The 25,488-nt window shown below is 69.3% G+C and carries 25 protein-coding genes; 14 read left to right on the plus strand and 11 right to left on the minus strand.

The window, feature by feature from the left end:
* Positions 1 to 2: 2 nt before the first annotated feature.
* The gene (gene pqqC, locus DMC64_RS17110) at positions 3 to 683 is read right to left on the minus strand and encodes a pyrroloquinoline-quinone synthase PqqC (protein ID WP_125734810.1); all 681 of its coding nucleotides are present in this window, start codon (positions 681 to 683) and stop codon (positions 3 to 5) included.
* Between the two features lie 84 nt (positions 684 to 767).
* Positions 768 to 863: a pyrroloquinoline quinone precursor peptide PqqA gene (gene pqqA / locus DMC64_RS17115; protein ID WP_007033797.1), complete on the minus strand. Its 96-nt coding sequence runs from the start codon at positions 861 to 863 to the stop codon at positions 768 to 770.
* Between the two features lie 253 nt (positions 864 to 1,116).
* Here pqqA and DMC64_RS17120 point away from each other — a divergent pair, with 253 nt between their 5' ends.
* Entirely contained in the window at positions 1,117 to 2,103 is a 987-nt protein-coding gene (locus tag DMC64_RS17120) for a sorbosone dehydrogenase family protein (RefSeq protein WP_125734338.1), read from the plus strand.
* 51 nt (positions 2,104 to 2,154) lie between these two features.
* On the opposite strand, the gene DMC64_RS17125 is transcribed toward DMC64_RS17120, so the two are convergent.
* Complete coding sequence (locus DMC64_RS17125) at positions 2,155 to 3,531, minus strand: wax ester/triacylglycerol synthase family O-acyltransferase (protein ID WP_037342488.1); 1,377 nt, start codon at positions 3,529 to 3,531, stop codon at positions 2,155 to 2,157.
* A 96-nt stretch (positions 3,532 to 3,627) separates the two neighbouring features.
* On the opposite strand from DMC64_RS17125, the gene DMC64_RS17130 reads away from it, so the two are divergent.
* The 8 genes from DMC64_RS17130 to DMC64_RS17165 are packed head-to-tail and all read left to right on the plus strand — an operon-like array spanning position 3,628 to position 13,307.
* Positions 3,628 to 4,641, plus strand: coding sequence for a glutathione S-transferase family protein (locus tag DMC64_RS17130; RefSeq protein ID WP_125734339.1), 1,014 nt, complete (start codon positions 3,628 to 3,630; stop codon positions 4,639 to 4,641).
* Complete coding sequence (locus DMC64_RS17135; RefSeq protein WP_125734340.1) at positions 4,625 to 5,782, plus strand: FAD-binding oxidoreductase; 1,158 nt, start codon at positions 4,625 to 4,627, stop codon at positions 5,780 to 5,782. The genes DMC64_RS17130 and DMC64_RS17135 overlap by 17 nt, the downstream gene beginning before the upstream one ends.
* A complete protein-coding gene (locus tag DMC64_RS17140) occupies positions 5,775 to 6,398 on the plus strand; it encodes a pyridoxamine 5'-phosphate oxidase family protein (protein ID WP_125734341.1) in 624 nt (207 codons plus the stop codon). The genes DMC64_RS17135 and DMC64_RS17140 overlap by 8 nt, the downstream gene beginning before the upstream one ends.
* 47 nt (positions 6,399 to 6,445) lie before the next feature.
* Complete coding sequence (locus DMC64_RS17145) at positions 6,446 to 8,077, plus strand: thiamine pyrophosphate-binding protein (RefSeq protein WP_125734342.1); 1,632 nt, start codon at positions 6,446 to 6,448, stop codon at positions 8,075 to 8,077.
* Positions 8,074 to 10,128: a hydantoinase/oxoprolinase family protein gene (locus tag DMC64_RS17150; RefSeq protein ID WP_125734343.1), complete on the plus strand. Its 2,055-nt coding sequence runs from the start codon at positions 8,074 to 8,076 to the stop codon at positions 10,126 to 10,128. The genes DMC64_RS17145 and DMC64_RS17150 overlap by 4 nt, the downstream gene beginning before the upstream one ends.
* Positions 10,125 to 11,822 (plus strand): hydantoinase B/oxoprolinase family protein, encoded by a 1,698-nt coding sequence (locus DMC64_RS17155; RefSeq protein WP_125734344.1) that lies wholly within the window; start codon positions 10,125 to 10,127, stop codon positions 11,820 to 11,822. The genes DMC64_RS17150 and DMC64_RS17155 overlap by 4 nt, the downstream gene beginning before the upstream one ends.
* 2 nt (positions 11,823 to 11,824) lie before the next feature.
* Positions 11,825 to 12,610 (plus strand): SDR family NAD(P)-dependent oxidoreductase, encoded by a 786-nt coding sequence (locus DMC64_RS17160; protein ID WP_199755004.1) that lies wholly within the window; start codon positions 11,825 to 11,827, stop codon positions 12,608 to 12,610.
* A gap of 4 nt (positions 12,611 to 12,614) precedes the next feature.
* Positions 12,615 to 13,307, plus strand: a complete 693-nt coding sequence (locus DMC64_RS17165; RefSeq protein ID WP_125734346.1) for a GntR family transcriptional regulator — start codon at positions 12,615 to 12,617, stop codon at positions 13,305 to 13,307.
* A gap of 192 nt (positions 13,308 to 13,499) precedes the next feature.
* Here the strand turns inward: DMC64_RS17165 and DMC64_RS17170 are convergent, their stop codons facing one another.
* Entirely contained in the window at positions 13,500 to 15,452 is a 1,953-nt protein-coding gene (locus DMC64_RS17170; RefSeq protein WP_125734347.1) for an NPCBM/NEW2 domain-containing protein, read from the minus strand.
* A gap of 216 nt (positions 15,453 to 15,668) precedes the next feature.
* Between DMC64_RS17170 and DMC64_RS17175 the strand changes: the two genes are divergently transcribed.
* Positions 15,669 to 16,940, plus strand: a complete 1,272-nt coding sequence (locus DMC64_RS17175) for an aspartate aminotransferase family protein (RefSeq protein WP_125734348.1) — start codon at positions 15,669 to 15,671, stop codon at positions 16,938 to 16,940.
* On the opposite strand, the gene DMC64_RS17180 is transcribed toward DMC64_RS17175, so the two are convergent.
* Positions 16,937 to 18,118, minus strand: a complete 1,182-nt coding sequence (locus DMC64_RS17180; RefSeq protein ID WP_125734349.1) for an alpha/beta hydrolase fold domain-containing protein — start codon at positions 18,116 to 18,118, stop codon at positions 16,937 to 16,939. The two genes, DMC64_RS17175 and DMC64_RS17180, sit on opposite strands and share 4 nt — an antisense overlap.
* A gap of 107 nt (positions 18,119 to 18,225) precedes the next feature.
* Between DMC64_RS17180 and DMC64_RS17185 the strand changes: the two genes are divergently transcribed.
* The 3 genes from DMC64_RS17185 to DMC64_RS17195 are packed head-to-tail and all read left to right on the plus strand — an operon-like array spanning position 18,226 to position 20,148.
* On the plus strand, positions 18,226 to 18,636 hold the full coding sequence (locus DMC64_RS17185; RefSeq protein WP_233629686.1) for an alpha/beta hydrolase fold domain-containing protein: 411 nt from the start codon (positions 18,226 to 18,228) through the stop codon (positions 18,634 to 18,636).
* 1 nt (position 18,637) lies between these two features.
* Positions 18,638 to 19,243 carry a dihydrofolate reductase family protein gene (locus tag DMC64_RS17190; protein WP_125734350.1) on the plus strand — a complete coding sequence of 202 codons (606 nt, stop codon included), beginning with the start codon at positions 18,638 to 18,640 and terminating at the stop codon, positions 19,241 to 19,243.
* A complete protein-coding gene (locus DMC64_RS17195) occupies positions 19,240 to 20,148 on the plus strand; it encodes an NAD(P)-dependent oxidoreductase (protein WP_125734351.1) in 909 nt (302 codons plus the stop codon). Before DMC64_RS17190 ends, DMC64_RS17195 begins: the two co-directional genes overlap by 4 nt.
* A 151-nt stretch (positions 20,149 to 20,299) precedes the next feature.
* On the opposite strand, the gene DMC64_RS17200 is transcribed toward DMC64_RS17195, so the two are convergent.
* From DMC64_RS17200 to DMC64_RS17215, 4 genes are all read right to left on the minus strand, one after another.
* Positions 20,300 to 20,722, minus strand: a complete 423-nt coding sequence (locus tag DMC64_RS17200) for a VOC family protein (protein WP_037341249.1) — start codon at positions 20,720 to 20,722, stop codon at positions 20,300 to 20,302.
* On the minus strand, positions 20,701 to 20,895 hold the full coding sequence (locus DMC64_RS17205; RefSeq protein WP_007028443.1) for a hypothetical protein: 195 nt from the start codon (positions 20,893 to 20,895) through the stop codon (positions 20,701 to 20,703). The genes DMC64_RS17200 and DMC64_RS17205 overlap by 22 nt, the downstream gene beginning before the upstream one ends.
* Before the next feature lie 111 nt (positions 20,896 to 21,006).
* Positions 21,007 to 21,501 (minus strand): GNAT family N-acetyltransferase, encoded by a 495-nt coding sequence (locus DMC64_RS17210; RefSeq protein WP_125734352.1) that lies wholly within the window; start codon positions 21,499 to 21,501, stop codon positions 21,007 to 21,009.
* Between the two features lie 108 nt (positions 21,502 to 21,609).
* Positions 21,610 to 22,389, minus strand: coding sequence for an IclR family transcriptional regulator (locus tag DMC64_RS17215; protein WP_037341254.1), 780 nt, complete (start codon positions 22,387 to 22,389; stop codon positions 21,610 to 21,612).
* A 111-nt stretch (positions 22,390 to 22,500) separates the two neighbouring features.
* Between DMC64_RS17215 and DMC64_RS17220 the strand changes: the two genes are divergently transcribed.
* Positions 22,501 to 23,409, plus strand: a complete 909-nt coding sequence (locus tag DMC64_RS17220) for an SDR family oxidoreductase (protein WP_125734353.1) — start codon at positions 22,501 to 22,503, stop codon at positions 23,407 to 23,409.
* Here DMC64_RS17220 and DMC64_RS17225 read toward each other — a convergent pair.
* Entirely contained in the window at positions 23,400 to 24,920 is a 1,521-nt protein-coding gene (locus DMC64_RS17225; protein ID WP_125734354.1) for a PH domain-containing protein, read from the minus strand. The genes DMC64_RS17220 and DMC64_RS17225 overlap by 10 nt on opposite strands.
* Positions 24,917 to 25,456 carry a PH domain-containing protein gene (locus tag DMC64_RS17230; protein ID WP_199755005.1) on the minus strand — a complete coding sequence of 180 codons (540 nt, stop codon included), beginning with the start codon at positions 25,454 to 25,456 and terminating at the stop codon, positions 24,917 to 24,919. Before DMC64_RS17230 ends, DMC64_RS17225 begins: the two co-directional genes overlap by 4 nt.
* Positions 25,457 to 25,488 lie beyond the last annotated feature (32 nt).

Below are 25,488 nucleotides of genomic sequence, written 5' to 3' on the forward strand. Positions count from 1 at the left end.
GGCTACTCCTTGGCCGCCGCGCGCTCGATGGCGTCGAGCATCGACCACAGCACGTCGGTTTTGAACGACAGCGCGGCGATCGCCTTCTCCTGCTGCTCACGGGTGACGGCGTGCCGCACCACGATGTCGAGCGTTCCCTTGCCCTCGCCGGAGACCTTGTCGATGCGATTGGTGAAGTAGGCGAGGTCTTCCGGGGCGATCCACGAATAGTTCGCCAGCATGTCGGCGACCCGCCGCTGCATGAGATGGCCGGCGAACATTTCGGTCAGCCCCGAAGCGACCGCTTCGAGCCAAGGTTTCGTGCGGGCGAAAGTCACGTAGGCGTCGACGGCGAACCGTACGCCGGGCGCGACGTGCCGCTGATCGAGAACCTCTTCGCGGTCGAGCCCGACCGCCGTGCACAAACGGAGCCATCGCTCGATTCCACCGTCCCCGGGCCGCGTCCCGTCGTGGTAGACGATGCGGTCGAGCCATTCACGGCGGATCTCCGGCAGCGGGCAGTTGCTGATGATGGCCGCGTCCTTCTGCGGCAGCACGCACTGGTAGTACCAGCGGTTCGCGGCCCAGATCTTCAGCTCGTACTCGGACAGGTCGCCTTCGTGCATCCGCACGTGGAACGGGTGCGTTCCCCAGTAGCGATGCGAAAGACCGCGCAGAGCCGCGATGAACTCCGACGACGACATGACGGACACCGGCTGCCTCCAACGGCTCGCTGATCGGGACGGCGGCGCGGTGGTGGGGGACGTCCCCCACCACCGGTTGCGGATTCAGTCCTCCATGCGGGCCGCGTAAGCGGTGACCTCCATGGGGGTTTCGTACTCGACGAAGTCGGGCGTGGTCCATACCTCGATGGTTTCGATCATTTCCGCTCCTAACGTCCACATGGGATCGAACCGGGCCGAGCCCCGCCACCCTAGAAGCGCGCAGCCGATTTCCGGAGCTATTTTGTAAAGTTTCCTACCTATGGCGGATCGCACCGCCCGATTCGTCACGCTCGGCGCACACAACGGTTAACAGCCCGCGCGCCCGATAGCCCGTCCAGTGGTGTCCGTTTCGTTATGTTGTGTGTTTCTATCCAACTCACGGGGCTCCAGGGGTAGTTGAAGGAGGCGTCCCATGTCCTTACGTCGCATTCTCGCCGCCACGTTCGCCGCGGCGACGGCCGTGTCGATCGCGGCCATCCCGGCCACGGCCGCCGAAGCGCCGTCCGTCCAGGCGATCAGACAGCTGGCGAGCGGCCTGAACCAGGCATGGTCGATCGACTTCCTGCCCGACGGCACCGGCCTTTTCACGCAGAAGGACGCCAAGACGATCAGCAAGATCGACAAGGCGGGCAAGGTCACCACGGTCCAGACCATCCCCGGCGTGAGCGTCACCGCGGAGGCGGGCCTGCTCGGCATCGCCGTCTCGCCGAAGTACGCCACCGACGAGACGGTCTTCATCTACTACACCACCAGTTCCGACAACCGCATCGCCAAGCTGAAGCTGGGCCAGCCGCCGACGCCGATCGTCACCGGCATCCCGCGTGGCTCGCAGTACCACCACGGCGGGCGGATCCGGTTCGGGCCGGACGGCTACCTCTACGCGGGGACCGGCGACGGCCAGAACGGCGCCAACGCGCAGAACAAAAATTCCCTCGGCGGCAAGGTCCTGCGCGTCACCACCGACGGCGCCGCCGCGCCCGGCAACCCGTTCAACAGCCGCGTCTACTCCTACGGCCACCGCAACGTCCAGGGGCTGACCTGGGCGAACGGCCAGCTGTACATCTCCGACATCGGCGCGAACAAGCTCGACGAGCTGAACAAGATCGAGCCCGGCAAGAACTACGGCTGGCCGACCTGCGAAGGCCCTTGCAACACGGCGGGGATGACCAACCCGGTCAAGTCCTGGCCGACGTCCTCGGCGACGCCGAGCGGGCTCGCGGCCTACAAGGGCTCGCTGTACATGGCGTCGCTCAAGGGCGGCACGTACAAGCTCGACCTGAACGGCAACGGCGGCAAGCTCTGGACCAACCTCGGCCGCACGCGTGACGCGACCGCCGGCCCGGACGGCCAGCTGTACACGATCACCCCGGGCGGCCTGTACGTCTCCGACGGCAGCTAGCCCCCGGCGCGTTTAGTCCTCTGGATGCGGTGGACCACCGCATCCAGAGGACTAAACGCGGGGCAGGGAGACCGCGTGTTCCAGTTCGGCGAGCGCGGTGTCCAGGTGGGTCAGGATGCGCTGCAGATGCGGGACGCTGCGGCGGCAACCGGTGACCCCGAAGTCCAGGTTGTCGCCGTTGCTGGTCAGCGTGATGTTCAGCGCCTGCCCGTCCAGCAGCACCGACGCCGGGTAGATGCCGTCGAGCGACGCGCCGTTCCAGTACATCTGCTTGCGCGGCCCCGGCACATTGGAGATCACCAGGTTGAACGGCGGTTTCGTGTTGTTCACGAAACCGGGGATCGGGGACACGCCGAGCTGGGCGACGTTGATCCCGGACAACAGCAGCGTCTGCAGCGGGGTCAGCTCCGAGAACAGCTTCTTGCCGTTCCGCATGGACGCGTTGATCGTCGCGAGCCGCGCGGCCGGATCGGTCAGATGGGTGGCGAGGTTGCACAGCAGCGCGCCGATGTTGTTGCCCGCCGCGTCCCCGCTGTCCTTGCGCCGCAAGGAAACCGGGACCATCGCGGTGAGCGGCGCGTCGGGGAGCGCGTTCTGTTCGATCAGGTAGTCCCGCAGCGCGCCCGAGCACATCGCGAGGACGACGTCGTTACGCGACACCCCGGCGGCGGTCGCCACCTTGCGCACCCGGTCCAGCGACCACGACTGCGCGGCGAACCGCCGTGCCCCGCCGATCGGCACGTTCAGCATCGTCTTCGGCGCCTGCGCCGGCAGCGTGAGCGTGTGCTCCTGGAACGCCTCTCGCGCCACCTTCATCGCGGCGGGCGCGATCCCGGCGAGCTGGTTGACGGTCTTGCCGAAGGTGCTGAGCATCGAGGGCGACGCCTTGCCGTTGCGGCCGCCGTCCGGTTTGGCGCGGCGCCCCCACGGCGGCGGGCAATCGAGGTCGGCCGGGTCGTCCGACAGGGTGCCCTGCAGATGCCGCAGCGCCGAGACGCCGTCCATCAGCGCGTGGTGGATCTTGCTGTAGATCGCGAACCGGCCGTCCTGCAGGCCCTCGACCAGGTGGATCTCCCACAGCGGGCGGTGCCGGTCGAGCAGGGTGCTGTGCCAGCGTCCGGTCAGCTCCAGCAGTTCGCGGATGCGGCCGGGCTGGGGCAGCGCGGAATGCCGGAAGTGGTAGTCGAGTTCGAGGTCGGTGTCGGTCGACCAGGCGAGGTGGCCGGCGGTGTTGACCGGCCGGGCGGGACGGCGCCGGAACACCGAGCGCATGTTGTCGGACTCGAGCATGCTCTTGCGGATGTCGCGAAGATAGTCGGGACCGGCGCCCTCGGGTTTCTTGAACAACTGCAGACCGCCGACGTGCATCGGATGTTCGCGAGTCTCCACGAGAAGGAACATCGAATCGGTCACGGGCATGAACGGCATCGTCGGGACCACCTTCCGCGCGGCGGCGTGCGAACACGCCGGGTGCCAGAGTCTACGCACACCGAAACCACCATCTCACGCTTTAGGGTGGCTCACATGACGATCCCGACCGATCCGCAGACGGGTGAGTTCCGTCGGTCCGCCAACCATTTCGACGCGCGTATCACCGCCGACGGCCGCGACGGCTGGCCGGTGGAGGCGGGGAGATACCGGCTGGTGGTCAGCCGGGCCTGTCCCTGGGCGAGCCGCGGGCTGGTCGTCCGGCGGCTGCTCGGTCTCGAGTCCGCGCTGAGCGTGGCCGTGGCCGACCCGATCCAGGACGACAAGAGCTGGCGGTTCACCCTCGATCCCGGCGACCGGGATCCGGTACTCGGGATCAAGTACCTCGCCGAGGCCTATCACGCGGCCGATCCGCACTACATGGGCGGGATCAGCGTTCCGGCCATTGTGGACATTCCGAGCAAACGGCTGGTGAGTAACGACTATCCCCAGATCACCCTCGATCTGTCCACCGAATGGACCAGCCTCCACCGGCCCGGCGCGCCCGAACTCTACCCAGAGCGACTGCGCGACGAGATCGACGCCGTCAACGCGGGGGTCTACGCCGACGTCAACGCCGCCGTGTACCAAGCCGGTTTCGCGACCAAGCAGGCCGCGTACGAGGACGCCTACACCCGTCTCTTCACCATGCTGGACGTGCTTTCCGAACGGCTTGAAAAGCAGCGGTACCTCGTCGGTGACACGATCACCGAAGCGGACATCCGGTTGTTCACCACGCTCGTCCGCTTCGACGCCGTCTATCACGGGCACTTCAAATGCAACCGGAACAAGCTGGCCGAGCTGCCGGTGCTGTGGGCCTACGCCCGCGACCTCTTCCAAACGCCGGGCTTCGGTGACACCGTCGACTTCGACCACATCAAGCGGCACTACTACGCGGTGCACGAGCAGGTGAACCCGACGCGGATCGTCCCCTTGGGACCGGACCTGTCCGGCTGGACGACGCCGCACCACCGGGAGCAGCTGGGCGGGCGCCCGTTCGGCGACGGCACGCCGCCGGGACCGCCGCCCGAGGACGAACGGATCGGGGACACGGATGGAGTCACTGCCTGAGCGCACCGACGTCGTCGTGATCGGCGGCGGCATCATCGGGGTCGCCTGCGCGTACCGGCTCGCCGCCGCCGGGGTCTCGGTGCTGCTGCTCGAACGCGACACCCTCGGTGCGGGCTCGACGGCGAAGGCGGCGGGCGGGATCCGGTCGTCGTTCACCACCCGGGTCAACATCGAGATCGGGCTGCGGGGGCTGGCCGAGTACGCGTCCTTCGCCGAGACGTACGGGACCGAGATCGACTTCCGCCGCGACGGCTACCTGTACCTGGTCACCGACCCCGCCGACCTGCCCGAATTCGAGCGTTGTGCCGAACTGCAGAACTCCTACGGCGTCCGCAGCCGTCTGGTCGAGCCCGCCGAAGCGCGGCGGTTCTCCCCGCTGATCGACACCGAGGGCGTGGTCGCGGCGCTGTGGTCGCCGGACGACGCCAAGGCGACTCCGGACTCCGCGGTCCAGGGCTACGCGCGGGCGGCCCGCGGGCACGGCGCGGTGCTGAAGACCGGCGTCGAGGTCGTCGGCATCGAACGAGACGGCGACGAGATCACCGGTGTCCGGACGTCGGCCGGTTTCGTGCGGACGGGCGCGGTGGTCTGCGCCGCGGGCGCGTGGTCGGGACGGATCGGCGAGCTGGCCGGGGTCGAACTCCCGGTGCGGCCGTACCGGCGGCAGGTCGTGTTCACCGGCCCGGTCGCGGATCTGCCCGGGCGAGTGCCGCTGACCATCGAGATGCCCTCGGCGTTCTACTTCCACCGTGAGGGCCCCGGCCTGGCGATGTCCTTCTGCGACGGTGACGGCGACCCCGGCTTCGACACCCGGTATCAGCCGGGCGAGTGGCTGCCGAAACTCGCCGAAATCGCCGCGCGCCGGGTGCCCGCCGTGCTCGGCGCCGGGATCCGCGGCGGCTGGGCCGGGCTGTACGAGGTGACCCCCGACCGCAACCAGATCGTGGGGGAAAGCGTCCACCTGTCACGGTTCTTCTACGCGACGGGGTTTTCGGGACACGGGTTCCAGATGGGCCCGGCCGTGGGGGAGCTCGTGCGGGACCTCTACCTGGGGCGGGTCCCGGCCATCGACATCACCGGGCTCGACGTCCGCCGGTTCGCCGGCGACCGGGCCGTGACGAGGGAGCACAACATTGTCTGAGTTCGTCGAAGTCACCACCGAGGCCGAGCTGCGCGAGATCCTGCCGCCGCCGCTGGAGCGGACCGCGAACAAGGCGCGCCCGAAGCTGCACGAGATGGACCGGCAGTGGCTCGCGGAGTCGCCGTTCGTGCTGATCGCGACCTCGGCGGCGGACGGCACCTGCGACGTCTCGCCGAAGGGCGACCCGGCCGGATTCACGCTGGTGCTGAGCGACACGCGGATCGCCATCCCGGAGCGGCCGGGCAACCGGCGCGCCGACGGCTTCCACAACGTGCTGTCGAATCCGCACGTCGGGCTGATCTATCTCATCCCGGGCCGCGGCGACACGCTGCGGATCAACGGCCGCGCGCGGCTCGTGCGGGAGGCGCCGTTCTTCGACGACATGATCGTGAAGGGCAGCAGGCCGAAGCTCGCGCTGGTCGTCGACATCGACGAGATCTTCCACCACTGCCAGAAGGCGTTCATGCGGTCGAAGCTGTGGTCGCCGGAGACCTGGACGCCCGACGCGATGCCGTCGCGGGCGGCGATCGCGAAGACCTTCGAGCGGCCGGAGGAGAGCATGGCCGACCTCGAGGCGTACTACGAGCCGGGGCGATACGCGGCCGGTCTGTACTGAGGCTGGTTGGTTGCTGGATCGTTGAACGATCTGGCACTATCGGCGGGGTGCCTGCACCCACCGGAGCCCAGCATCTCGCCGACGCGCTGACCGCTCTGGGGACCGAAGTCGTCTTCGGTCTCCCCGGGGTGCACAACCTGCCGTTATGGGAGGCGCTGGCCGATACGGACATCCGGCTCGTCGGGGTCCGGCACGAGCAGACGGCCGGGTACGCGGCCGACGGGTACGCCCGCGCCACGGGGAAGCTCGGGGTCGCGCTGGTGACCACCGGACCGGGCGCGGCGAACACGCTCGCCGCGGTCGGCGAGGCCATGGCGTCGGCGGCGCCGGTGCTGATCATCGCGACCGACATCCCGTCCACGCTGCGGCGGCCCGGCGTGGTCCGCGGCGTCCTGCACGAGACGTCGGATCAGCAGGCGATGTTCGCGCCGGTCACCAAGGCCGGGTTCACCGTCACGAGTGCCGACCAGGTCGCCGCCACCCTCCACCGCGCGGCCCGGCTCGCGCTCCAGCCGCAGAGCGGGCCGGTCTACCTCGGCATCCCCACCGACTTCCTGTCCGAGCGGACGCCCGCGCGCCGTCCGCCGCGTTCGCACGCCCGGCCGTCCGAGATCCCGGATCTCAGCGAGGCCGAGGCCCTGCTCGCCGCCGCCGACCGGCCGCTGATCTGGGCGGGCGGCGGCGCGTTGCGCGCCGAGGCGGGTGAGGCGATCGGGAAACTCGCCGAACGGCTGGCCGCGCCGGTGCTCACCACGTTCGGCGCCCGCGGGCTCCTGTCGGTCGATCATCCTTGTCTCGCCCCGAACCCGGTGCACGCGCCCGAGGTCGGCGCGCTGTGGGACGAGGCCGACGTCGTCCTCGCCATCGGCACCGACTTCGACGGACTGATGACACAGAACTGGCTGATGCCGAAGCCGAAGAAGCTCATCGCGATCAACGTCGACCCGGACGACGCGGCCAAGAACTACCAGCCGGACATCACGCTGGTCGGCGACGCCCGGGTGCTCGTCGAGGCGCTGAAGGTCGAGGAACGGTCCGGGATCGCGGCGCTCGTCGGCAGGCTGGCCAAGGTCTCCGCCCGGGTCCGGCAGCGGATCAAGGAGGAAGAGCCGCAGGCCGCGGACCTTCTGTCCACTTTGGACGAGGTGCTGCCGCCCGACGCGGTCGTGGTCGCGGACATGTGCGTGGCGGGGTACTGGATCGGCGGGTTCCACCGGGTCCGCGCGCCGCGCAAGCTCGCGTATCCGATGGGCTGGGGCACGCTCGGCTACGGTTTCCCCGCCGCGCTCGGTGCCGCTGCCGCGAGCGGCGGGCGCGCGATCTGTGTCACCGGTGACGGCGGCTTCCTCTTCGGCTGCGGTGATCTCCACACGTTGGCGCAGGAACAGTTGCCGGTCACGACGATCGTCGTCGACGACGGCGGGTACGGGATGCTTCGCTACGACCAGGATCGCGCCGGGCTGCCGCGGCGCGGCGTCGACTGGGACAGCCCCGATTTCGTCGTCCTGGCGAGGTCTTTCGGTGTGCACGCGGATCGCGTCTCCGGGTTCGGGCGGGCGTTCCGGCGGCTGCTCGGCGAGTTCGTCGAGTCCGACGAACCGAACGTGCTGGTCGTCCGCGCGAAGATGGCGCCGCCGCTCAACACCTCGCCTCGCTGGTACCGCAAGGAATCCCTGTGACCGGGCTTCGGGTCGGCGTGGACATCGGGGGTACGTTCACCGATCTCTGCGTGCTCGACGAAACCGGGGTCGTCGCCGTCGGCAAGGTGCTGACCACGCACGACGAGCCCGCCCGCGCGGTGGAGGAAGGTCTCAAAAGGACACTCGCCGACGCCGGGCTGGACGCGGCCGACGTCGAGCAGTTCGTGCACGGCACCACGCTGGTCACGAACGCGTTGATCGAGCGCAAGGGAGCCCGCACCGCGTTGCTGGCGACCGCCGGCTTCCGTGACGTGCTGGAGATGCGCCGCGAGCACCGCTACGAGTTGTACGACCTGCTCATCGAACTTCCCGCCCCGTTGGTTCCGCGTCATCTGCGATTCGACGTGCCCGAGCGGATCCTCGCCGACGGAACCGTCCATACAGAACTCGATGAGGAGTACGTCGCGCGGCTCGGCCGAGAGCTCGACGCTCGTGGGATCGACGCCGTGGCGATCTGTTTCCTGCACGCCTTCACGAATCCCGCGCACGAACGACGCGCCGCCGAAGTGCTCGCGGAGGTGGCGCCCCGGTTGCGGGTCGCGCTGTCGAGCGAGGTCGTGCCCGAGATCCGCGAGTTCGAGCGCGCGTCCACCACGGTCGCGAATGTCTATGTCCAGGACCTCACCGAACGCTATCTGCGCGACCTGGAACGGCGCCTGCACGAGGCAGGGGTGCGGCCGTCGCCGCACATCATGCTGTCCAACGGCGGGATCGCGACCGTCGACACCGCCGCCCGCTATCCGATCCGCATCCTCGAATCCGGCCCGGCCGGTGGCGCGCTGGCCGCGTCCGCGATCGGTGCCGCGGCCGGTGTCGAGGATCTGCTGGCCTTCGACATGGGCGGCACGACGGCGAAGCTGTGCATGATCTCCGGTGGCGCGCCGGTGGTGACGCACGAGTTCGAAGTGGACCGGAAGTACCGGCTGCTGCCGGGATCCGGGCTGCCGGTCAAGGTGCCGGTCACCGACATGATCGAGATCGGCGTCGGCGGCGGCTCGATCGCGCGTATCGACGCGCTCGGCCTGCTCACCGTCGGCCCGGATTCGGCGGGGTCCGAGCCCGGGCCTGTCTGCTACGGCCGAGGCGGCACCGAGCCGACCGTGACCGACGCCGACCTCGTGCTCGGCTACCTGGATCCGGGCTATTTCCTCGGCGGCGGAATGACTTTGGACGCCGAGGGCGCACGCGAGGCGATCCGCTCGAAGATCGCGGGCCCGCTCGGCGTCAGTGTCGAGGAGGCCGCTTGGGGCATCCACACCAGCGTCAACGAGGACATGGCCAACGCCGCCCGCGTCCACGCCGTCGAGCGCGGCAAGGATCCGGCGAAGCTGCCGATGTTCACCTTCGGCGGCGCCGGGCCGGTGCACGGCGTCGGCGTGGCGCGGGCGCTCGGCGCACCCGAGGTGGTCGCGCCGCCCGCCGCCGGGGTGCTGAGCGCGGCGGGATTCCTCACCGCGCCACTGGCGTTCGATTTCGTCCGTTCGGCGCGCTCGGCAGTGCTCGATCTTTCCTGGGCGCAGGTCGACGCGTTGTTCGCCGAGATGGAGACCGAGGGCGCGGAACTCCTGCGGAAGTCCGGTGTGGACAGTGTGATGCATCGCCGGATCGCCGAGATGCGCTACTCCGGGCAGGGATACGAGATCCGCGTGCCGGTCGAGCCGGGGAACTGGCCGGAGTCGCTCATCGGCGCGTTCACCGAGACGTATCGGACGTTGTACCGGCGGACCGGGCCGGACGTCGCCATCGAGGTGCTCAACTGGCGGGTCGTCTCCAGCGGGCCGGTGCCCGAGGTCACGCTGAAACTCGCGGGCGCCGAGGCCGAGGGCGACGCGCGTAAGGGAAGCCGTCCGGCCTACTTTCCCGCCGAAGGTGGATTTGTCGACACGGCGGTGTTCGACCGGTACCGGCTCGAACCGGGCGATCGGGTCGACGGGCCGGCTATCGTGGAGGAACGGGAGTCCACTGTGGTCGTTCCGCCCGGGGCTCGCTGTGTCGTCGGCGAAGACGCCAGCCTGGTGGTGACGGTATGAGCGTCGACCCGATCCTGGTGGGATTGCTGGGAAACCGGCTGCATTCGATTCTGGCGGAGCAGCAGAACGCGCTCGTCAACACGGCGTTCTCGTCCGTGGTGCGGGAGTCACTCGACCTCGCCTGTGCGGTGTTCGACTCGCGTGGCGAGATGATCGGCCAGTCCGTGGGCGGGACCCCCGGCCACATCAACGCGATGGCGACCGGGATGCACCACTTCGTCGCCGCGTACCCGCCGGAGACGTTGGTGCCGGGCGACGTCCTGCTCACCAACGACCCGTGGCAGACCGCCGGGCAGATCAACGACATCACCGTCGCGACGCCGGTGTTCCTGCGAGGCAGGCTGGTCGCCTGGTTCGCTTCCTGTTGCCACGCCCCGGACATCGGCGGGCGGCTGGTCTCCGCCGAGGCGCACGAGGTCTTCGAAGAGGGACTGCGCCTGCCGATCATGAAGTTCCTCCGCGCGGGCGAGGTCAACGCGGATCTCGAACTGCTGATCCGCGCGAACGTCCGCACCCAGGAGGAGACCATCGGCGATCTGTACGCCCAGGTCACCGGGAACGAGGTCGGCGCCGCCAGCCTGGTGCGGCTGCTGGAGGAATTCGGTCTCGATTCGCTGGACGAAGTCGCCGCGGAGATCATGAACCGCTCCGAACGCGCACTGCGCGACGCGCTGGCGAAACTGCCGGACGGCACGTACACCAGCGAATTGGCGACAGACGGCTTCGACGACGAAGAGGTCGTCCTGAAGGTCGCGGTGACCATCGACGGCGAGGACATCCACCTCGACTTCGCGGGATCGTCGCCGCAGAGCCGCCGCGGGATCAACGTCGTCCTGAACTACACCAGGGCGTATGCGTCGTTCGCGGTCAAGGCGGCCATTTCGCCGGAGGTGCCGCACAACGCGGGCTCGTTCCGGCCGGTGCACGTCACCGCGCCGGAGGGATCGGTGCTCAACTGCACGCCGCCCGCGCCGGTCGCGTCGCGGCATCTGATCGGGCATTTCCTGCCGTCGCTGCTGATGACCGCCTTGCCCGGTAACGCCATGGCGCACAGCGCGGACGCCTTGTGGATGACGATTTGGCGCGGGACCGACACCGAGGGCCGTGAGTTCATGCTCAACGTCTTCCAGACGGGCGGGATCGGTGCTCGGTCCACAAAGGATGGACTGAACACCACGGGATTCCCGAGCGGCCTGCGCTCGACGCCGACGGAGGTCATCGAGACGATGGCTCCGCTGATCCAGCGCGAACGGGTGCTGCGCACGGACTCGGGCGGCGCCGGAAAGTGGCGCGGCGGCCTCGGCCAGTGCACGACCATGGCCGCCCGCGGCGAGATCTCGTGGAGTGTCAACGGGAACGTCGACCGGGTGCGTCGTCCGGCGTCCGGTGTGGACTCCGGGCACGACGGGGCGGCCGGCCGGTTCGAGCTGGCCCGCGGCGCCCTGCCGTCGAAGAGCCGGGTGAACCTGCGGCCGGACGACGTGGTGAACGTGGACCTGCCGGGCGGTGGCGGTTACGGCGACCCGGGGGAGCGGGCCGTCGACGCCGTGCTCGCCGACGTCGTCGACGGCTACGTCTCGGCGGAAGCGGCGCGCGAACTGTACGGCGTCGAGGTCACCTATCACGGAGATCCTGAGGCGCTGGTGCGTCTTCCGGAGGACTACACAGCGGTTTCGCTACGAGGGAGGAAATGAGCATGGGTCGGCTGGCAGGCAAGGTCGCGGTGGTCTTCGGGGGAGCGAGGGGTATCGGGCTCGCCACCGTGAAGGAGTTCGTCGCCGAGGGTGCGACCGTGTTCTCCAGCGACATCCGCGAGCCCGCGGAATCCGTCGAAGGGGCGCGACACTCCCTTGTGGACGCGACCGACGAAGGACAGGTCGACGCGTTCGTGCGCGGCGTGGTCGCCGAAACCGGCCGGGTCGACGTACTGTTCAACAACGTCGGCATCCACCTCGGGAAACCCTTGGCAGACACCACGTTGGCGGAATTCGACAACATCTTCGCGCTGAACGTGCGGGCCGCCTTCCTCGGCACGCGGGCCGTACTGCCGCATATGATCGCGAACAAGGCGGGCAGCATCGTCACGACGTCCTCCAACGGCGGCGTGATGGGCCGCCCCGGCGACCCGGTGTACAACGCCACCAAACACGCGCTGGTCGGCATGATGAAATCGATCGCGGTCGCGCACGCGCACCAGGGGATCCGGGCGAACACGATCAACCCGGGCGCGATCGACACGGACATGCTGCGCGGCACGCTCGCGTCGCCGGAGGACTTCGAGGCCAAACAACACCAGTTGGTCGCGAGCACACCCGCCGGGCGGGTCGGCGAGGCGTGGGAGGTCGCGAAGGCCGTGGTCTTCCTGGCGAGCGACGAATCCCGGTTCGTCAACGGGGTCGCGCTCCCGATCGACGGCGCGAAGGCCGCCGGTGCCATGCCGGGCAACCGGTACAGTCTCGACTTCGAACTCGGCGTCAGGTAACGCCGTGTCCACCTCCGCCGAGGAGACGCTGGCCCGCGACAGACCCTTGCTCGAACGAAGCGGGACCGCGGAACGGGTCGCCGAGATCCTGCGTCAGCGCATCACCGAAGGCGTCTTCCCGCCGGGGTCGAGGCTGTCCGAACCGTCGATCAGCGCCGCGCTGGGCGTCTCACGCAACACCCTGCGCGAGTCCTTCCAGCTGCTGGCGCACGAACGGCTCGCGGTGCACGAGCTCAACCGCGGCGTGTTCGTCCGCGAGCTGACCGCGCAGGACATCTCGGATCTGTACGTGATGCGGCGGGTCACCGAATGCGGTGCGCTGCGGCGCGCGTCGGAACTGTCCACTGTGGATCTTTCGGCCGTCGCGGCCGCCGTGCGGGACGGCCGTGCCGCGGCCGACGAAGGCGACTGGCAGGCCGTCGGGACCGCGAGCATCGCGTTCCACCAGGCGGTGGGCGATCTGGCGGGCAGCGAGCGGGTCAGCACGACGATGCGCCAGGTGCTGGCGGAGACGCGGCTCTTCTTCGTGCTGGCCGAGAACACGCGCGCGTTCTTCGAGCCGTTCCTGGAGCGGCACGAGCGGATCCTGCGGGACCTGGAGCGAGGACGTTTCGGGCCCGCCGAGACCGCGCTGGAGAAGTACTTGCGGGAGGCGGAGAAGCAGCTGCTGGCCGCTTATGAGCGCCGGGACGCGTGAGCGGCAGGAACGCTAGGAAAGGACCGTTCCTTGCGAAATTTGCAAGGAACGGTCCTTTCCTAGCACGCGGAGGGGCCGAGGCTGCCATAAGTACCTACTGAACGCGGTGGCGGTTGGCCGAAGGTCCGTGAAGGCCTCCTTGCCTACCCTGAAGGTAGGGAAGGAGGCCTTCACGTACTGCAGGGGCGAGCCTTAGCAGCGCAGCGTGGCGCCCGCCCAGTCCGCGTGGTCGGAGTCGACCCCGTCACCGCCGTCCGTCACGACCAGATCGAGCACCTGAACCCCGCTCAGCGGCACGGAAAGCTTCTCCGCCGCCTGACCGCGCTTGAGTACACCGGTGTTCGCCAGTCGCTTGCCGTCGCCGACGACCTCGAAAGCCACACTGCCGCCGGCCTTCTCGTCGTCGACCCCGACGGACGACGTGAACGACGCGCATCCGCCGCCGAGGTAGACCCGGACCTTCGACGGCGCGTGGACGCCCAGCCCGTCGTCGTAGGTCACCCCGCCGATGCTCATGCGATGGCCGTCGCCCGCTTTCGATTCACCGTTGCTGGTCCCGCGTTCCACCGGGCCGTAGCCGTTGTCCGCCGTCATGAACACCGCCTTCGACAGCGCGTTCGTCCCGGCGGCGGGCGGTTTCACGACGGGGGCGCTTCCGTCCACGGACAACGACCGCGTGCCCCAGGACGTCCGGTAGCCGAACCGGCCGGAGACCTCGACCCGGTCGCCGCCGGGGGACGACGGCCGCACCGTCCACGTCCGTTCCCATGACTTCCCTGGCGCGACAGCGGGAATGCGTGCTTCGGTGGCCCCGTCGGGCTTCCAGCCCGCGCCGACCGCCAGCTTCACCACGCCCGACCGGACCGGTGTCCGGCCGTCGTTGAACACCCGCAGTGTCGTGGTGAACGGCTTGTCGACGGCCGCGTATTCGGGCGAGGTCAAGGAAAGCGTCGTATGCGGCGCGGCGTTCGGCTGGTTCGACGGCCAGACGCGGAACACCGCGGAGCCGTGGCTCGGCAGCCCGGCACGCAAGGTACCGGCGGATTCGGTCTCCGCGCCGGTCCACAGATCCCGGACCCGGTAGCCCGACGCCGCCGGGGCGCCGATCTCGGTGGCGGTGGCGGACAGGGTCGCCGGGGCGCCGCCGCGATTGAACAGCACGACGACGTTCGAGCCGTCGGACATCGGTTTGGCCCAGACCTCGGTGTCACCGTCGTCGCGGATCTTGCGGCCCTGCTTGCCGCCCCAGTCCTGATCGACGGCGAGAAGATCCTTGTTCGTCAAGATCTTCTTGGTCGCCTCGGACATCGAGCGCAGGTCGTTGCCCGCCAGCAGCGGCGCGTTGAGCAGCGACCAGAGCGCGAAGTGGGAGCGGTATTCCGTGTCGGTCATGCCGCCGTTGCCCACTTCGAGCATGTCCGGATCGTTCCAACCACCCGGTCCGGCATAGCCTTCCAAGCCGACCTGCTGGTCGAGGAGGTTGGTCATACTCGACCAGGAGTCGCTGATGTCGCCGGTGGTGCGCCACAACTGCGCCCCCGCGCTCTTGCCCCACTCCCACGGCTTGTTCTCACCCCATTCGCACAGGGCGTAGACGATCGGACGGCCGGTCTTCTTCAATGCCTCGCCCATTTTCGTATATCGCTCCAGCGCGGGGCGGCCCTGGTTGTGGCAGTTGTCGTATTTGAGGTAGTCGACTCCCCAGTCCGCGAACGTCTGCGCGTCGACCTCTTCGTGGTCGAGCGAACCGGGCATGGTCCGCGCGCAGGTTTCCGTGCCGGCGCTGGTGTAGATGCCGAGTTTCAGGCCCTTCCCGTGGACGTAGTCGGCCAATGCCTTGATGCCGCTGGGAAAGCGCGTCCGGTGTGGTGCGTACTTCCCGTCGGGGGTGCGGTTCTTCTCGGCCCAGCAGTCGTCGATGTTGACGTACTGGTACCCCGCCGCCTTCATCCCGGACGAGACCATCGCGTCCGCGGTCTCCCGGATCAGCTCTTCGGTGATGTCGCAGCCGAACTTGTTCCAGCTGTTCCATCCCATCGGCGGGGTCGCGACCGGTGGTGGGCTCTCGGCGGCGGCCGCCGCCGGAACGACGCAGAGGGCGGTGAGCGTGCAGGCGGCGACGAACGTGCCGGCGAGACGACGCATAAGTTCCTCCCGGAATGCTCAACTTTGAACAAACTCACTCATCAAACAACAGGATCGCTCGACGCCGGTCAAGAGCCGAAGGGATGGTGTTGGAGATTCACCGGCGGCCGCCGCGACAAGCCGGACAGATCCGGAGCGCGAACTGTGCACGATGGAGTGTTCGCGTCCCGGCCGGATCCGGGTGAGGATGGGGGCACGAGCACGAGGAGGAAGATCATGGTTTCGTCGGCGTCCGCGCGCAATCCGCTGTGGCACCCCTTCGCGGACATGGGAGCGGTCGACGGCGACCGGCTCGTCATCACCCGCGGTGAGGGTTCCTACGTCTGGGACGACGAGGGCAAGCGGTATTTCGACGCGACCGCGTCACTCTGGTACGCGAACTTCGGGCACGGCCGCGAGGAGATCGCGCAGGCCGTCGCGGACCAGTTGCGGACGCTCGATTCGTACAACCTGTTCGGCTACAACGCCAACGAGCCCGCGCTGAAGCTCGCCGAGCGTGTTTCCGCGCTCGCACCCGAACCGGGTTCGAAGGTCTTCTTCGGATCGGGCGGCGGTGACGTGATCGACACCGCGGTCAAGATCGCCCGTTCGTATTTCGCGCACACCGGGCGGCCGGAGAAGGTGCACGTCATCGGCCGGGTGCAGGGCTACCACGGCACGCACGGTTTCGGCACGGCCGTCGGCGGTATCGCGGCCAACGCGGCGGGCTTCGGGCCGCTGCCCGGCGACATCTCGCACGTGCCGTACGACAGCGCCGAAGCGCTCGAAGCGGAGATCCTGCGGGTCGGCGCGGAGCGGGTCGCGGCCTTCTTCTGCGAACCGGTGATCGGCGCGGGCGGCGTCCTGCTTCCGCCGGACGGGTACATCGAGACGGTCGCCGAAATCTGCCGCAAACACGACGTGCTGTTCGTCGCGGACTGCGTGATCGCCGCGTTCGGGCGGCTCGGCACCTGGTTCGGGATCGACCGGTGGGCCGTGAAACCGGACATGATCACGACCGCGAAGGGCATCACCGGCGGGACGATCCCGCTGGGCGCCCTGGTCGTCGCGCCCCGGGTGGCCGAGCCGTTCTTCACCGGCGCGCCGGGTGCGCCGGTGCTGCGGCACGGCGCGACCTACGCCGGGCATCCGGTGGCCTGCGCCGCGGGGAACGCGACGCTGGACATCTACGAGCGCGACGGGCTCATCCCGCGCGGGCGGGAACTGGAGAAGCCGTTGGCGGACGCGCTTTCCGGGCTGGCCTCGCATCCGTTGGTCGAAGAGGTGCGGGCCGGGCTGGGCTTCCTCGGCGCGCTCGAACTGAAGGCGGACCTCGTCGCGGCGAACCCCGGCGCGGCGAACCGGCTGCAGCGGCTGGCGCGGGACGAAGGCGTCCTCGTGCGGAACCTGGCCAAGGGGATCGCGGTGTCGCCGCCGCTGATCGCCGGGGAGACCGAGCTCGACCTGCTCGCGACGGCCTTGCCTCGCGCACTGGACAAGCTCGCCTAACCGGCTTCGGCCGCGGAACCGTTCTCGTCCGTACGGAGGAAGCCGGCGACCTGTTCGAGGGCGTCGGCCGCCTCCGGCAGGAACGACCAGAACAGATGGAACACGTGCGTGCTGACCGGGTACAGGTCGAAGCGCACGTCGAGCCCCTGCCCGCGGGCGTGGTCGACGAACCGGCGCGTCTCGGGCAGGGTCACGTCTTCGGTACCGCACTGGACGAGCAACGGCGGCAGCACGGACAGATCGGCCTCGAAGATGTTCAGCAGAGGATCCGTCGCCGGATGGTCGCGGACGTAGAGCGAGAACCACCGGGCGACCGGGCCGTCGCCGCCGGGCGGATCCACCACGTCCAAAGCCGGGCACAGCAGTACCGCCCTGCCCGGCTGGGGAAGTCCTTCCTTCGCCAGCCTGAGCATGAGGGAAACGGCCAGTCCGCCGCCGGCCGAATCGCCGGTGATGGTCAGCTGTCCCGGGTCCGTGCCCTGGCCGAGCAGCCAGCGGTACGCGCGGAGCGCGTCGTCCACCGCGGCGGGGAAGGGATGCTCCGGCGCGAGCCGGTAATCCGGCACCAGGACGGCGGCGCCGGTCGCCGCCGCCAGCGCACCGGCCAGCGGGCGGTAACCGAACGCGGAGCCCGCGATGTACCCGCCGCCGTGCAGATGCAGCACGGTCGGCCGGGGACCCTGCCCGGGCGCGACCACCAGTGAGGACACCCCGTCCGCCTGGACCGGCCTCACCACGGTGCCCTCCGGGATGGGCAGCTGCGCGTTGAACGCTTCGAAGGCTTCGCGCATCGCCGCGAGACCGTTCGCGCCGTCCTCCACGACCGAATTCCACAGCAGCGTGACCCGCGCGTTCACCTCGCCACCGACCGAGCGGGTGAGGGCGATGGCGTCGTCCATGTCGGACAACAGCGGGAGCGTGGCGCCGAGCAGGGCCTCACCGGCGAGGGTGAGTTCGACGCGATGGGTCGAACGGCGCAGCAGCTGACAACCGATCAGGCTTTCCAGCGCCTTGATCTGGCGGCTGAGGGCGGGCTGGGAGACGAACAGCCGGTTCGCGGCGCGGCTGAAGTTGAGTTCGTCGGCGACCGCGACGAACGCCCGGAGATGCTTGAGCTCGATCGCGTCGGCGGCCGAAGGCATACCCAGCAGCCGCGGCCCGGCGGGACGTTCGGACATGGCGTCGAGTATCCCCGCCGGTACGCGCGGGGGTGATGCGTTCCGCGCAAGACGGCGATGCGGGATCGGTCTTTCCCTTCCCCGCCTCACCCGTGACAGGGTTGTTCATGGCCGAAAGAGCAGGTCAGCGCGTTGCGGAGCTGCGCATGCGGGGCGGTGTGGCGCGGGTGCACTGGCCTTCCGCACGGCGTGCCGCCCCGCCGTTGGTGCTCTGGTTCGCCCCTGGCGGAGCCGGGGCCGAACGGGTCGCGGCCTGCGGGGCGGTGGTCATCGCCGCCGGAGTGCCCGCGTTCCCGGCGGCGCGGGCGGTGCTGGAGTGGGCCGCGGCCCATCCCCGGAGCCTGGGGGCCGATCCGGGTCCGGTGGTGGTCGCGGGGGACGGACCGGGGGCCGAACTGGCCGCGCGGGTCGCGGAATACGCACGGGAACAGGGCTGGCCGCCGGTCCGTGAGGTCGGCGGCGGCCCGGGCGGGATCGCCGCCCACCTCGAAGGAGCGAAACGAAGCGTGGAGGAATGACATGAGCAAGGTCTTCACCGGCCTCGCCGTCTCGGTGGACGGCTACATCAGCGGGAAGCGGCCCGAGGGCGCCGACGAGTTCGGGAGCGGTCTCGGCGACGCGCCGACACTGTTCGACTGGTACTTCGACGGCGACACCCCGAGCCAGGTGTTCGACGGGTTCAAGCTGAGCGAACCGAGCGCGCGGTTCTTCGACTCCATCGCGAGCCGGGTCGGTGCGATCGTCGTCGGGCACACCACCTACGAGCACTCCAGCCGGTTCGGCGGCGGGAGCCCGCATCCGACCGCGCCGATGGTCCTGCTCAGCAACCGGCTCGTGCCCGAAGCGGGTGACGGACAGACCGTGATCACCACCGGTGTCGAGGACGCCATCGCCGCGGCGCGGGACATCGCCGGGAGCAAGGACGTCGGCCTGATGGGCGGCGGACTGGTCAGCTCCGCGCTGGCGGCCGGGCTGGTCGACGAGGTGATCCTCCACCAGGTGCCCATCCTGCTCGGCGGGGGCAGGAGGTTCTTCCACGAGCTCCCGGAACACGTGGAACTCCGCCTGCTGCAAGCGGTCCCGGCTCCCGGCGTGACCCACCTGCACTACGGCGTCGGCCGATGATCCTCGTCACCGGAGGGCTGGGCATGATCGGCGCCCACACCGCCCGCGCGCTCACCGACCTCGGTCACGACGTCGTGGTCACCGCCCATCGCCGCACCGGCGTCCCCTCGTTCCTCGAAGGCCGGGTCATCGTCGAATCCCTCGACGTCACCGACCGGGACGCGTTCCTGGCGCTGGCCGATCGCCACGACATCGGCGACATCGTCCATCTCGCCGGAAGCATCCCCGGCGACGACCCGTCCGGCTTCTTCCGCGAAGACACCACGGCCCTGCTCAACGCCCTGGACGCCGCCCGCGCGTGGGGCGTCCGCAGGTTCGCCGTCGCCAGTAGTCTCGGCGTCTACATCGGACAGACCGTTTCGCCGTGGCACGAGGAACTCGCCCTGCCCACCGTGGAGCTGCCGCATCCGATCGTCGCCTTCAAGAAGGCCGTGGAGCCGATCACCACCCACGCTCTGGCCGGCAGCGGCGTGCAGCCGGTGGTGCTCCGGATCGGGAGTATCTGGGGTCCGCTGATGGATCCCGAATCGCCGTTCAACCCCCTCCCGCCGTACATCAGCGCTGTGCTGCGCGGCGAGCGGCCGTCGCCGCTGAACGCGGACGACGGGGGCGACAGCTGCTACGCGCCCGACGCGGGGCGCGCGATCGCTTCGCTGATGGACGCGGAAACCTTGCGGTACACCACGTACAACGTGTCCCGTGGACGGCCGTTCGTGCATCGCGAGCTCGTGGACGCGCTGGAGGCGATCACGCCGGGACTCCGGCTCGATCTCCGGCCGGGTGGGCTGACGGGGCCATATCTCGACATCTCGCGGCTGGTCGAGGACACCGGCTTCGAACCGGGCTTCGACGTCGCGGCCGCTGTCGCCGACTATGTCGCTTGGCGGGGGAGTAACCCGCGGTGACCATCGGGCCTCGTGAGTGGCAAGGACGGTTCCTTGCCACTCACGAGGGCCTTGACGCGCACGAGGGCCGCGCGCTCGGTCATGAAGGGCACAGCCGACGGGACCAGGTCCCTTCATGACACCCCCAGTGGCGGGCCCTCGTGGGCCCGCCTCAGGAGAGGCAGAGTTCGTTGCCTTCCGGGTCCGCGATCGTGATCCACTCGGCGGGACCCTGCTTGCCGCGGTGCAGGAACGTCGCACCGCGCGCGGTCAGCCGCTCGAGCTCGGCCTCGATCTTGTCCGCCCCCATCCGGATGTCGAGGTGCAGGCGGTTCTTGACCGTCTTCCCCTCCGGCACCAGCTGGAAGAGGAACCGCTGCTTCGTCTCGGGATGGACGATCGCCGCGCCGTCCTTCCAGACCAGGACACCGTTGTGCGTGGTGGTCGCCTCTTCCGGGGCATACCCCTTGGCGACCATCTCGCGGATGAACTCCTCGTTGCTCGCCTCGACCTGCCAGCCGAGCATCTCGGCCCACCAGTCGGCGAGGTCGTGCGGTCGAGCGGAGTCCACGGTCACCTGGAAGTCATACGCCATACCGGCACATTAACGACCCGCCCCGACAATTCCGGGCGCTCATGCCCGCTGACCACGGTGAACCGCCATTTGTCGACCCCGCCGCCGATGATCTCGGCGTAGCGGCGGGCGCCGTCCGCGTTCGCGAAGCGCACCTGCTGCCCGTTGGTGAGATGGGTGATCTTGACCGCCATCCGTGCCTCCCTGAAGTCCGGTGCCGGCCCGCGGAGCTTCCCCCTCCGGGGCCGGCGCGGACAGTAGAACACATGTTCGACGACCGTCGCCAACCCAACCCCCCGCGCGGGTCAGCGCCGCATGGTCACCCGAGGCCACGCGTCCAGGCCGCGGGCGATTTCGTGGGCGCGGACGGCCCGAAGGCCCTCCGTGAGGCTCTCTTCGTCGAGTGTCGTGAAGCCGAGCCGGGTGTAGTACGGCGCGTTCCACGGCACCTCGGCGTACGTCGTCAGCGTCAGTCCGGCGAGGCCTTCTCGCGAGGCCCACTCCGCGGCGTGCTCGATCAGCCGCCGCCCGAGACCCCGGCGCGCGTGATCGGGATGGACGGACACCTGCTCGATATGCCCGTGACCGTCGACGACCTCGGCGAGCAGGTACGCCACCGGGCCGTCGCCGGCGTCCCAGACCCAGGCCCGGCCGTCACGCTGGAAGGCCGTGAGGTCCGCGATCGACGGCGGATCGTCGTCGGCGATCGCGGCCATGCCGAGCGCGCGGAACGGTTCGCCCGCGGCGCGTTCGATGTCCTGGAGCGCGGGCAGGTCTTCGGGAGTGGCGAGTCGGATCACGGATCGAGTTGTACCCGCCGGGCTGAGCGGCCGCGCGCGAATTACCGCGAGGGGGGACTCGCGTGATTGAACGGCGAACTCGCGTGATTGGAGGGCGAACTCGCGTGATCAGAGGGCGAACGACGAAACGGCGCGGTGGATCCGGCTCGCGTACGACTGGAGTGCGACGATGGCGGCCCGTTTCGCGTCGTCGCCGATCCGGGTCGCGGGGGCGGCCAAGGTGAGCACCGCGGGCCGGTGCCCGGTGCTCGGGATCGGCACCGAACACGACCAGACGCCGTCGTCCAGTTCGCCCCAGCTCACCGAATACCGGTTCGCCCCGGCGCGTTTGACCTCTTCCCGGACGCTCGGGCCGCGACGCTGGACGATCGACGAAAGCCGTCTTTCGCGTTCGCCCTCCGGCAGCATCGCGAGCAGCATCTTGCCCGAGGCGCCGGTGCCGAGCGGGACGGAATGCCCCGGCTGGAAGGTGAACCGCATCGCGCGTTCGCATTCGACCCGGTCCGCGCAGACCGCGGAATCGCCGAAATGCTGGAACAGCAGCACCGTCTCGCCGAGGTCGCGGGCCGCCTCCTCCATCGACGGCCGGGCGAGGCGGGCGAGATCGTTGGCCAGTTGCGCGGCCCGCGCGAGCGGCATCACCTGGCTCGTCACGTGATAGCGCCCCGTCTTGCCCTCCTCCAGGAGCTGGAGTTCCTTCAGCAGCGCCACATAGCGGTACGTCGTGGCGACCGGGGTGCCGATCCTCGCGGCCAGTTCGGCGACGCTCGCGTCCCAGCGGCGTTCGGAAAAGGAGAGCAGCAGCTGCAGTACCTTGCGTGAACTACTGGCGCCGGGGGTGCGTTTCGGCGGGGCGGTGGTGTCCAGGGATCGTGCGGCAGGCGTCATCTCGACCTCTCGCCGGAGAATCACGAAGAGTCAAGAAAGTAGCACATTGTGTGAATTGCGGACCAGGGACTTTGGTCCACGAACAAGCGGACTTCTTGCTAGGTTCGGACCATGGAAAAGCCATTGACGGGCAAGATCGCGTTGGTCGCCGGGGCGACTCGCGGGGCCGGTCGGGGAATAGCGGTCCAGCTGGGTGCCGCGGGCGCGACCGTTTACGTGACCGGACGCAGTACCCGTTCCCGGCGCTCGGAAATGAATCGCCCGGAGACGATCGAGGAGACGGCGGCGCTCGTCGACGAGGCGGGCGGGCACGGGATCGCGATCGGTGTGGACCATTTGGAGGCGGACCAGGTCCGCGAACTGGTGGAACGGATCGACGCCGAGCAGGGCGCGCTGCACGTGCTGGTCAACGACATCTACGGCGCGCCCATCGAATGGGGCAAGACGGTCTGGGAGTCCACTTTGGACGTGGGGCTGCGGACGCTGCGGCTCGCCGTCGACACGCACGCGATCACCAGTCATTTCGCGCTTCCGCTCATGATCAGGAATCCGGGCGCGCTGGTCGTCGAGGTCAACGACGGCACCACCGAGTACAACTCGGAGAACTACCGTGTTTCGTTCTTCTACGATCTCGCCAAGACCGCGGTGAACCGGATGGCGTTCGCGCTCGGGCACGAATTGGCACCGCATGGCGGTACCGCGGTGGCCGTCACGCCGGGCTGGTTGCGTTCCGAAGCGATGCTCGACGCTTATCGGGTGACGGAAGAGAATTGGCGCGACGCGACGAAGGTGCAACCGCACTTCGCCATTTCTGAAAGTCCCGCGTTCGTCGGGAGGGCGGTCGCGGCGCTGGCCGGTGACGCGGAAGTCGCCCGCTGGAACGGGAAATCGATGTCCAGTGGCGAATTGGCGAAGGAATACGGATTCACCGACCTCGACGGCAGCAGGCCCGACTGCTGGCGTTATCTCGTCGAAGTCCAGGATCCCGGTCTGCCCGCGGACGTCACCGGCTATCGCTGAGCATCACGGCGAAGGAAAGGCGTGAGCAGACCGGGCGCGGCGCGCTCCGCCATCGCCAGTCCGGCCGATTCGCCGACGTCGACCACCTGGTAGCCGCCCTTGCCGGCCGCGATCGGGGCCGTCACGGTGATCAATCCGGCGCGGCGCTGGAAGAACGAGCGGCTGACGACGATGCCGGTGACGCCCTCACGCCGGATCGCCACCGTCGCCCGCGCGAGCGAACCGGACCGGCTGACCAGGTACCGGCCGACGATCGCGTGGCCGAGGTTGCGGTAGCGGTCCCAGCCCACCAGCGCGGCGAACGGCACCAGTCCGAGCGCGACCTGCCACATCCACGACGGCAGGAAATCGATCCACGCCAGCCCGAACAGCGCAGCCGCGAGCAGCAGCACGCCGCCGATCGCGCGCGTGAGCCGCCTCGTCAGCGCCCGTCGCGGATGCCGGTTCAGCGGCACGGTGGCCGGGTCGAAGTTCTCGCGCAGCACCTCGGCGGCGACCTCGTGGACCCGGCCGACGGGCGCGGGCGGCAGCAGGAGCCCGCCGCCCTTGTCCCCGCCCTTGCCCTCGCGCAGCCCGCCCGCGATCGCGGTGAGCCGCGCCCCGCCCGCGATCCGCAACGGCAGAGGCTCCTTCACCTCGACGCCGCGAAGCCGTTCTTCTTCGATGGACACCGAACGCGTGGTGATCAGCCCGCGGCGGACGTGCAGGGTGCCCTCGGATTCCCTGGTGAGCTTGAAGTTCCAGAACGAGAGCACGTAGCCGCCGACGGACAGCAGCGAGACGACCACGAGCAGGCCGACCGCCGCCACGACCACGATCAGCCACACCGCCGTGTTCGCCAGATCGTCCAGGAGATCCCGCAGCGGTCCGACGTTCTCCGGGGCGATGTCCAGCTGATGCGCGAAATGCCAGACCGCGGCGAACACCGCGCCCACCACGGCGAGGCCGGACAGCGTGAACGGCGCGTACCGCACCCACTTCCGGTCGACCTCCGCCACGACCTGTTCCGGGGGTGCCGCCTCGGCTTCCGGAGAGATTTCCTTGCGGTGCAACAGAACCGTGCGCAGGCGGTGCGCCTCGGCCTGGCTGACCGCGTCGAGCACCAGCTGGTCGTTGCCCGAGCCCTGCGCCACCGAATGCCGTCCGGTGCCGATGCGCACGGCGCTGAGGGAGAACAAGCGGTGCTTCGGTTCCGACGTGACGTCGACCGTGCGGATCCGGTCCAGCGGGATCGCGCGATGTTTGCGCAGCAGCAGCCCCGTGGTCCATTCCACCTGGCCGTCCGCGACGCGGTACCGCGACGTGAGGACATGCGAGACACCGACGAACACGGTCAGCGCGGTGACGCCCAGCCCGAACCATTCCCAGCCGTTGCCCCGGCCGAGGATCACCGTCCCGATCAGCACCGGCAGCGATTTGACGACGTCGAGGACGGGGCGGATCAGCAGCATCCGCCGGTCGAGCCGGTGCCACTGGCCGACCTCGGTGTCCGGCGGTGCCTCCGTGCTCATGTCGCGTCACCCGGCGTGGCCTGCGTGGTCCTGGTGAGTTCCGCGGCCAGCGCGAGCGCCTGGGTGTGGTCGAGACCGGAGATCTTGACCGGGCCCGCGGCCGACGCCGTCGTCACGGTGATCTTCGCCAGCCGGAACAGCTGCTCGACCGGGTCGCGTTCGATGTCGACGGTCTGGATCCGCGAGATCGGCGCGATCCGCCAGTCCTGTTTGAGCCAGCCTTCCTGCGTGTACACGGCCTCGCCGGTGACCTCCCAGCGGTGGATCCGGTACCGCCACTGCGGCATGACCAGCAGATGCAGGGGCGCGAGCACGCACGAGATCGTCAGCGTCACCGTGAGCCACGTCGGCGCGTCGTCGCTCGTGATCACGAACACGGCTTGCGCCGCGACGAGGATCACCCAGCCGACCGCGGCCCACACCGTCCAGTAGCCGATGGCGCGCCTGCTCACCCGATTGGCGGGTGGGCGCAGGCCGAGGGTCTCTTCCGTCACCCCTCCACCCTGCCCCACCTCGGTGCGGACCGCCCACGACACCTGTCACGGACCGATAGGATTTCGGCCACGGC

Origin of the sequence: Amycolatopsis sp. WAC 04197, assembly GCF_003947475.1 — a bacterium.
Lineage (GTDB): Bacteria > Actinomycetota > Actinomycetes > Mycobacteriales > Pseudonocardiaceae > Amycolatopsis > Amycolatopsis japonica.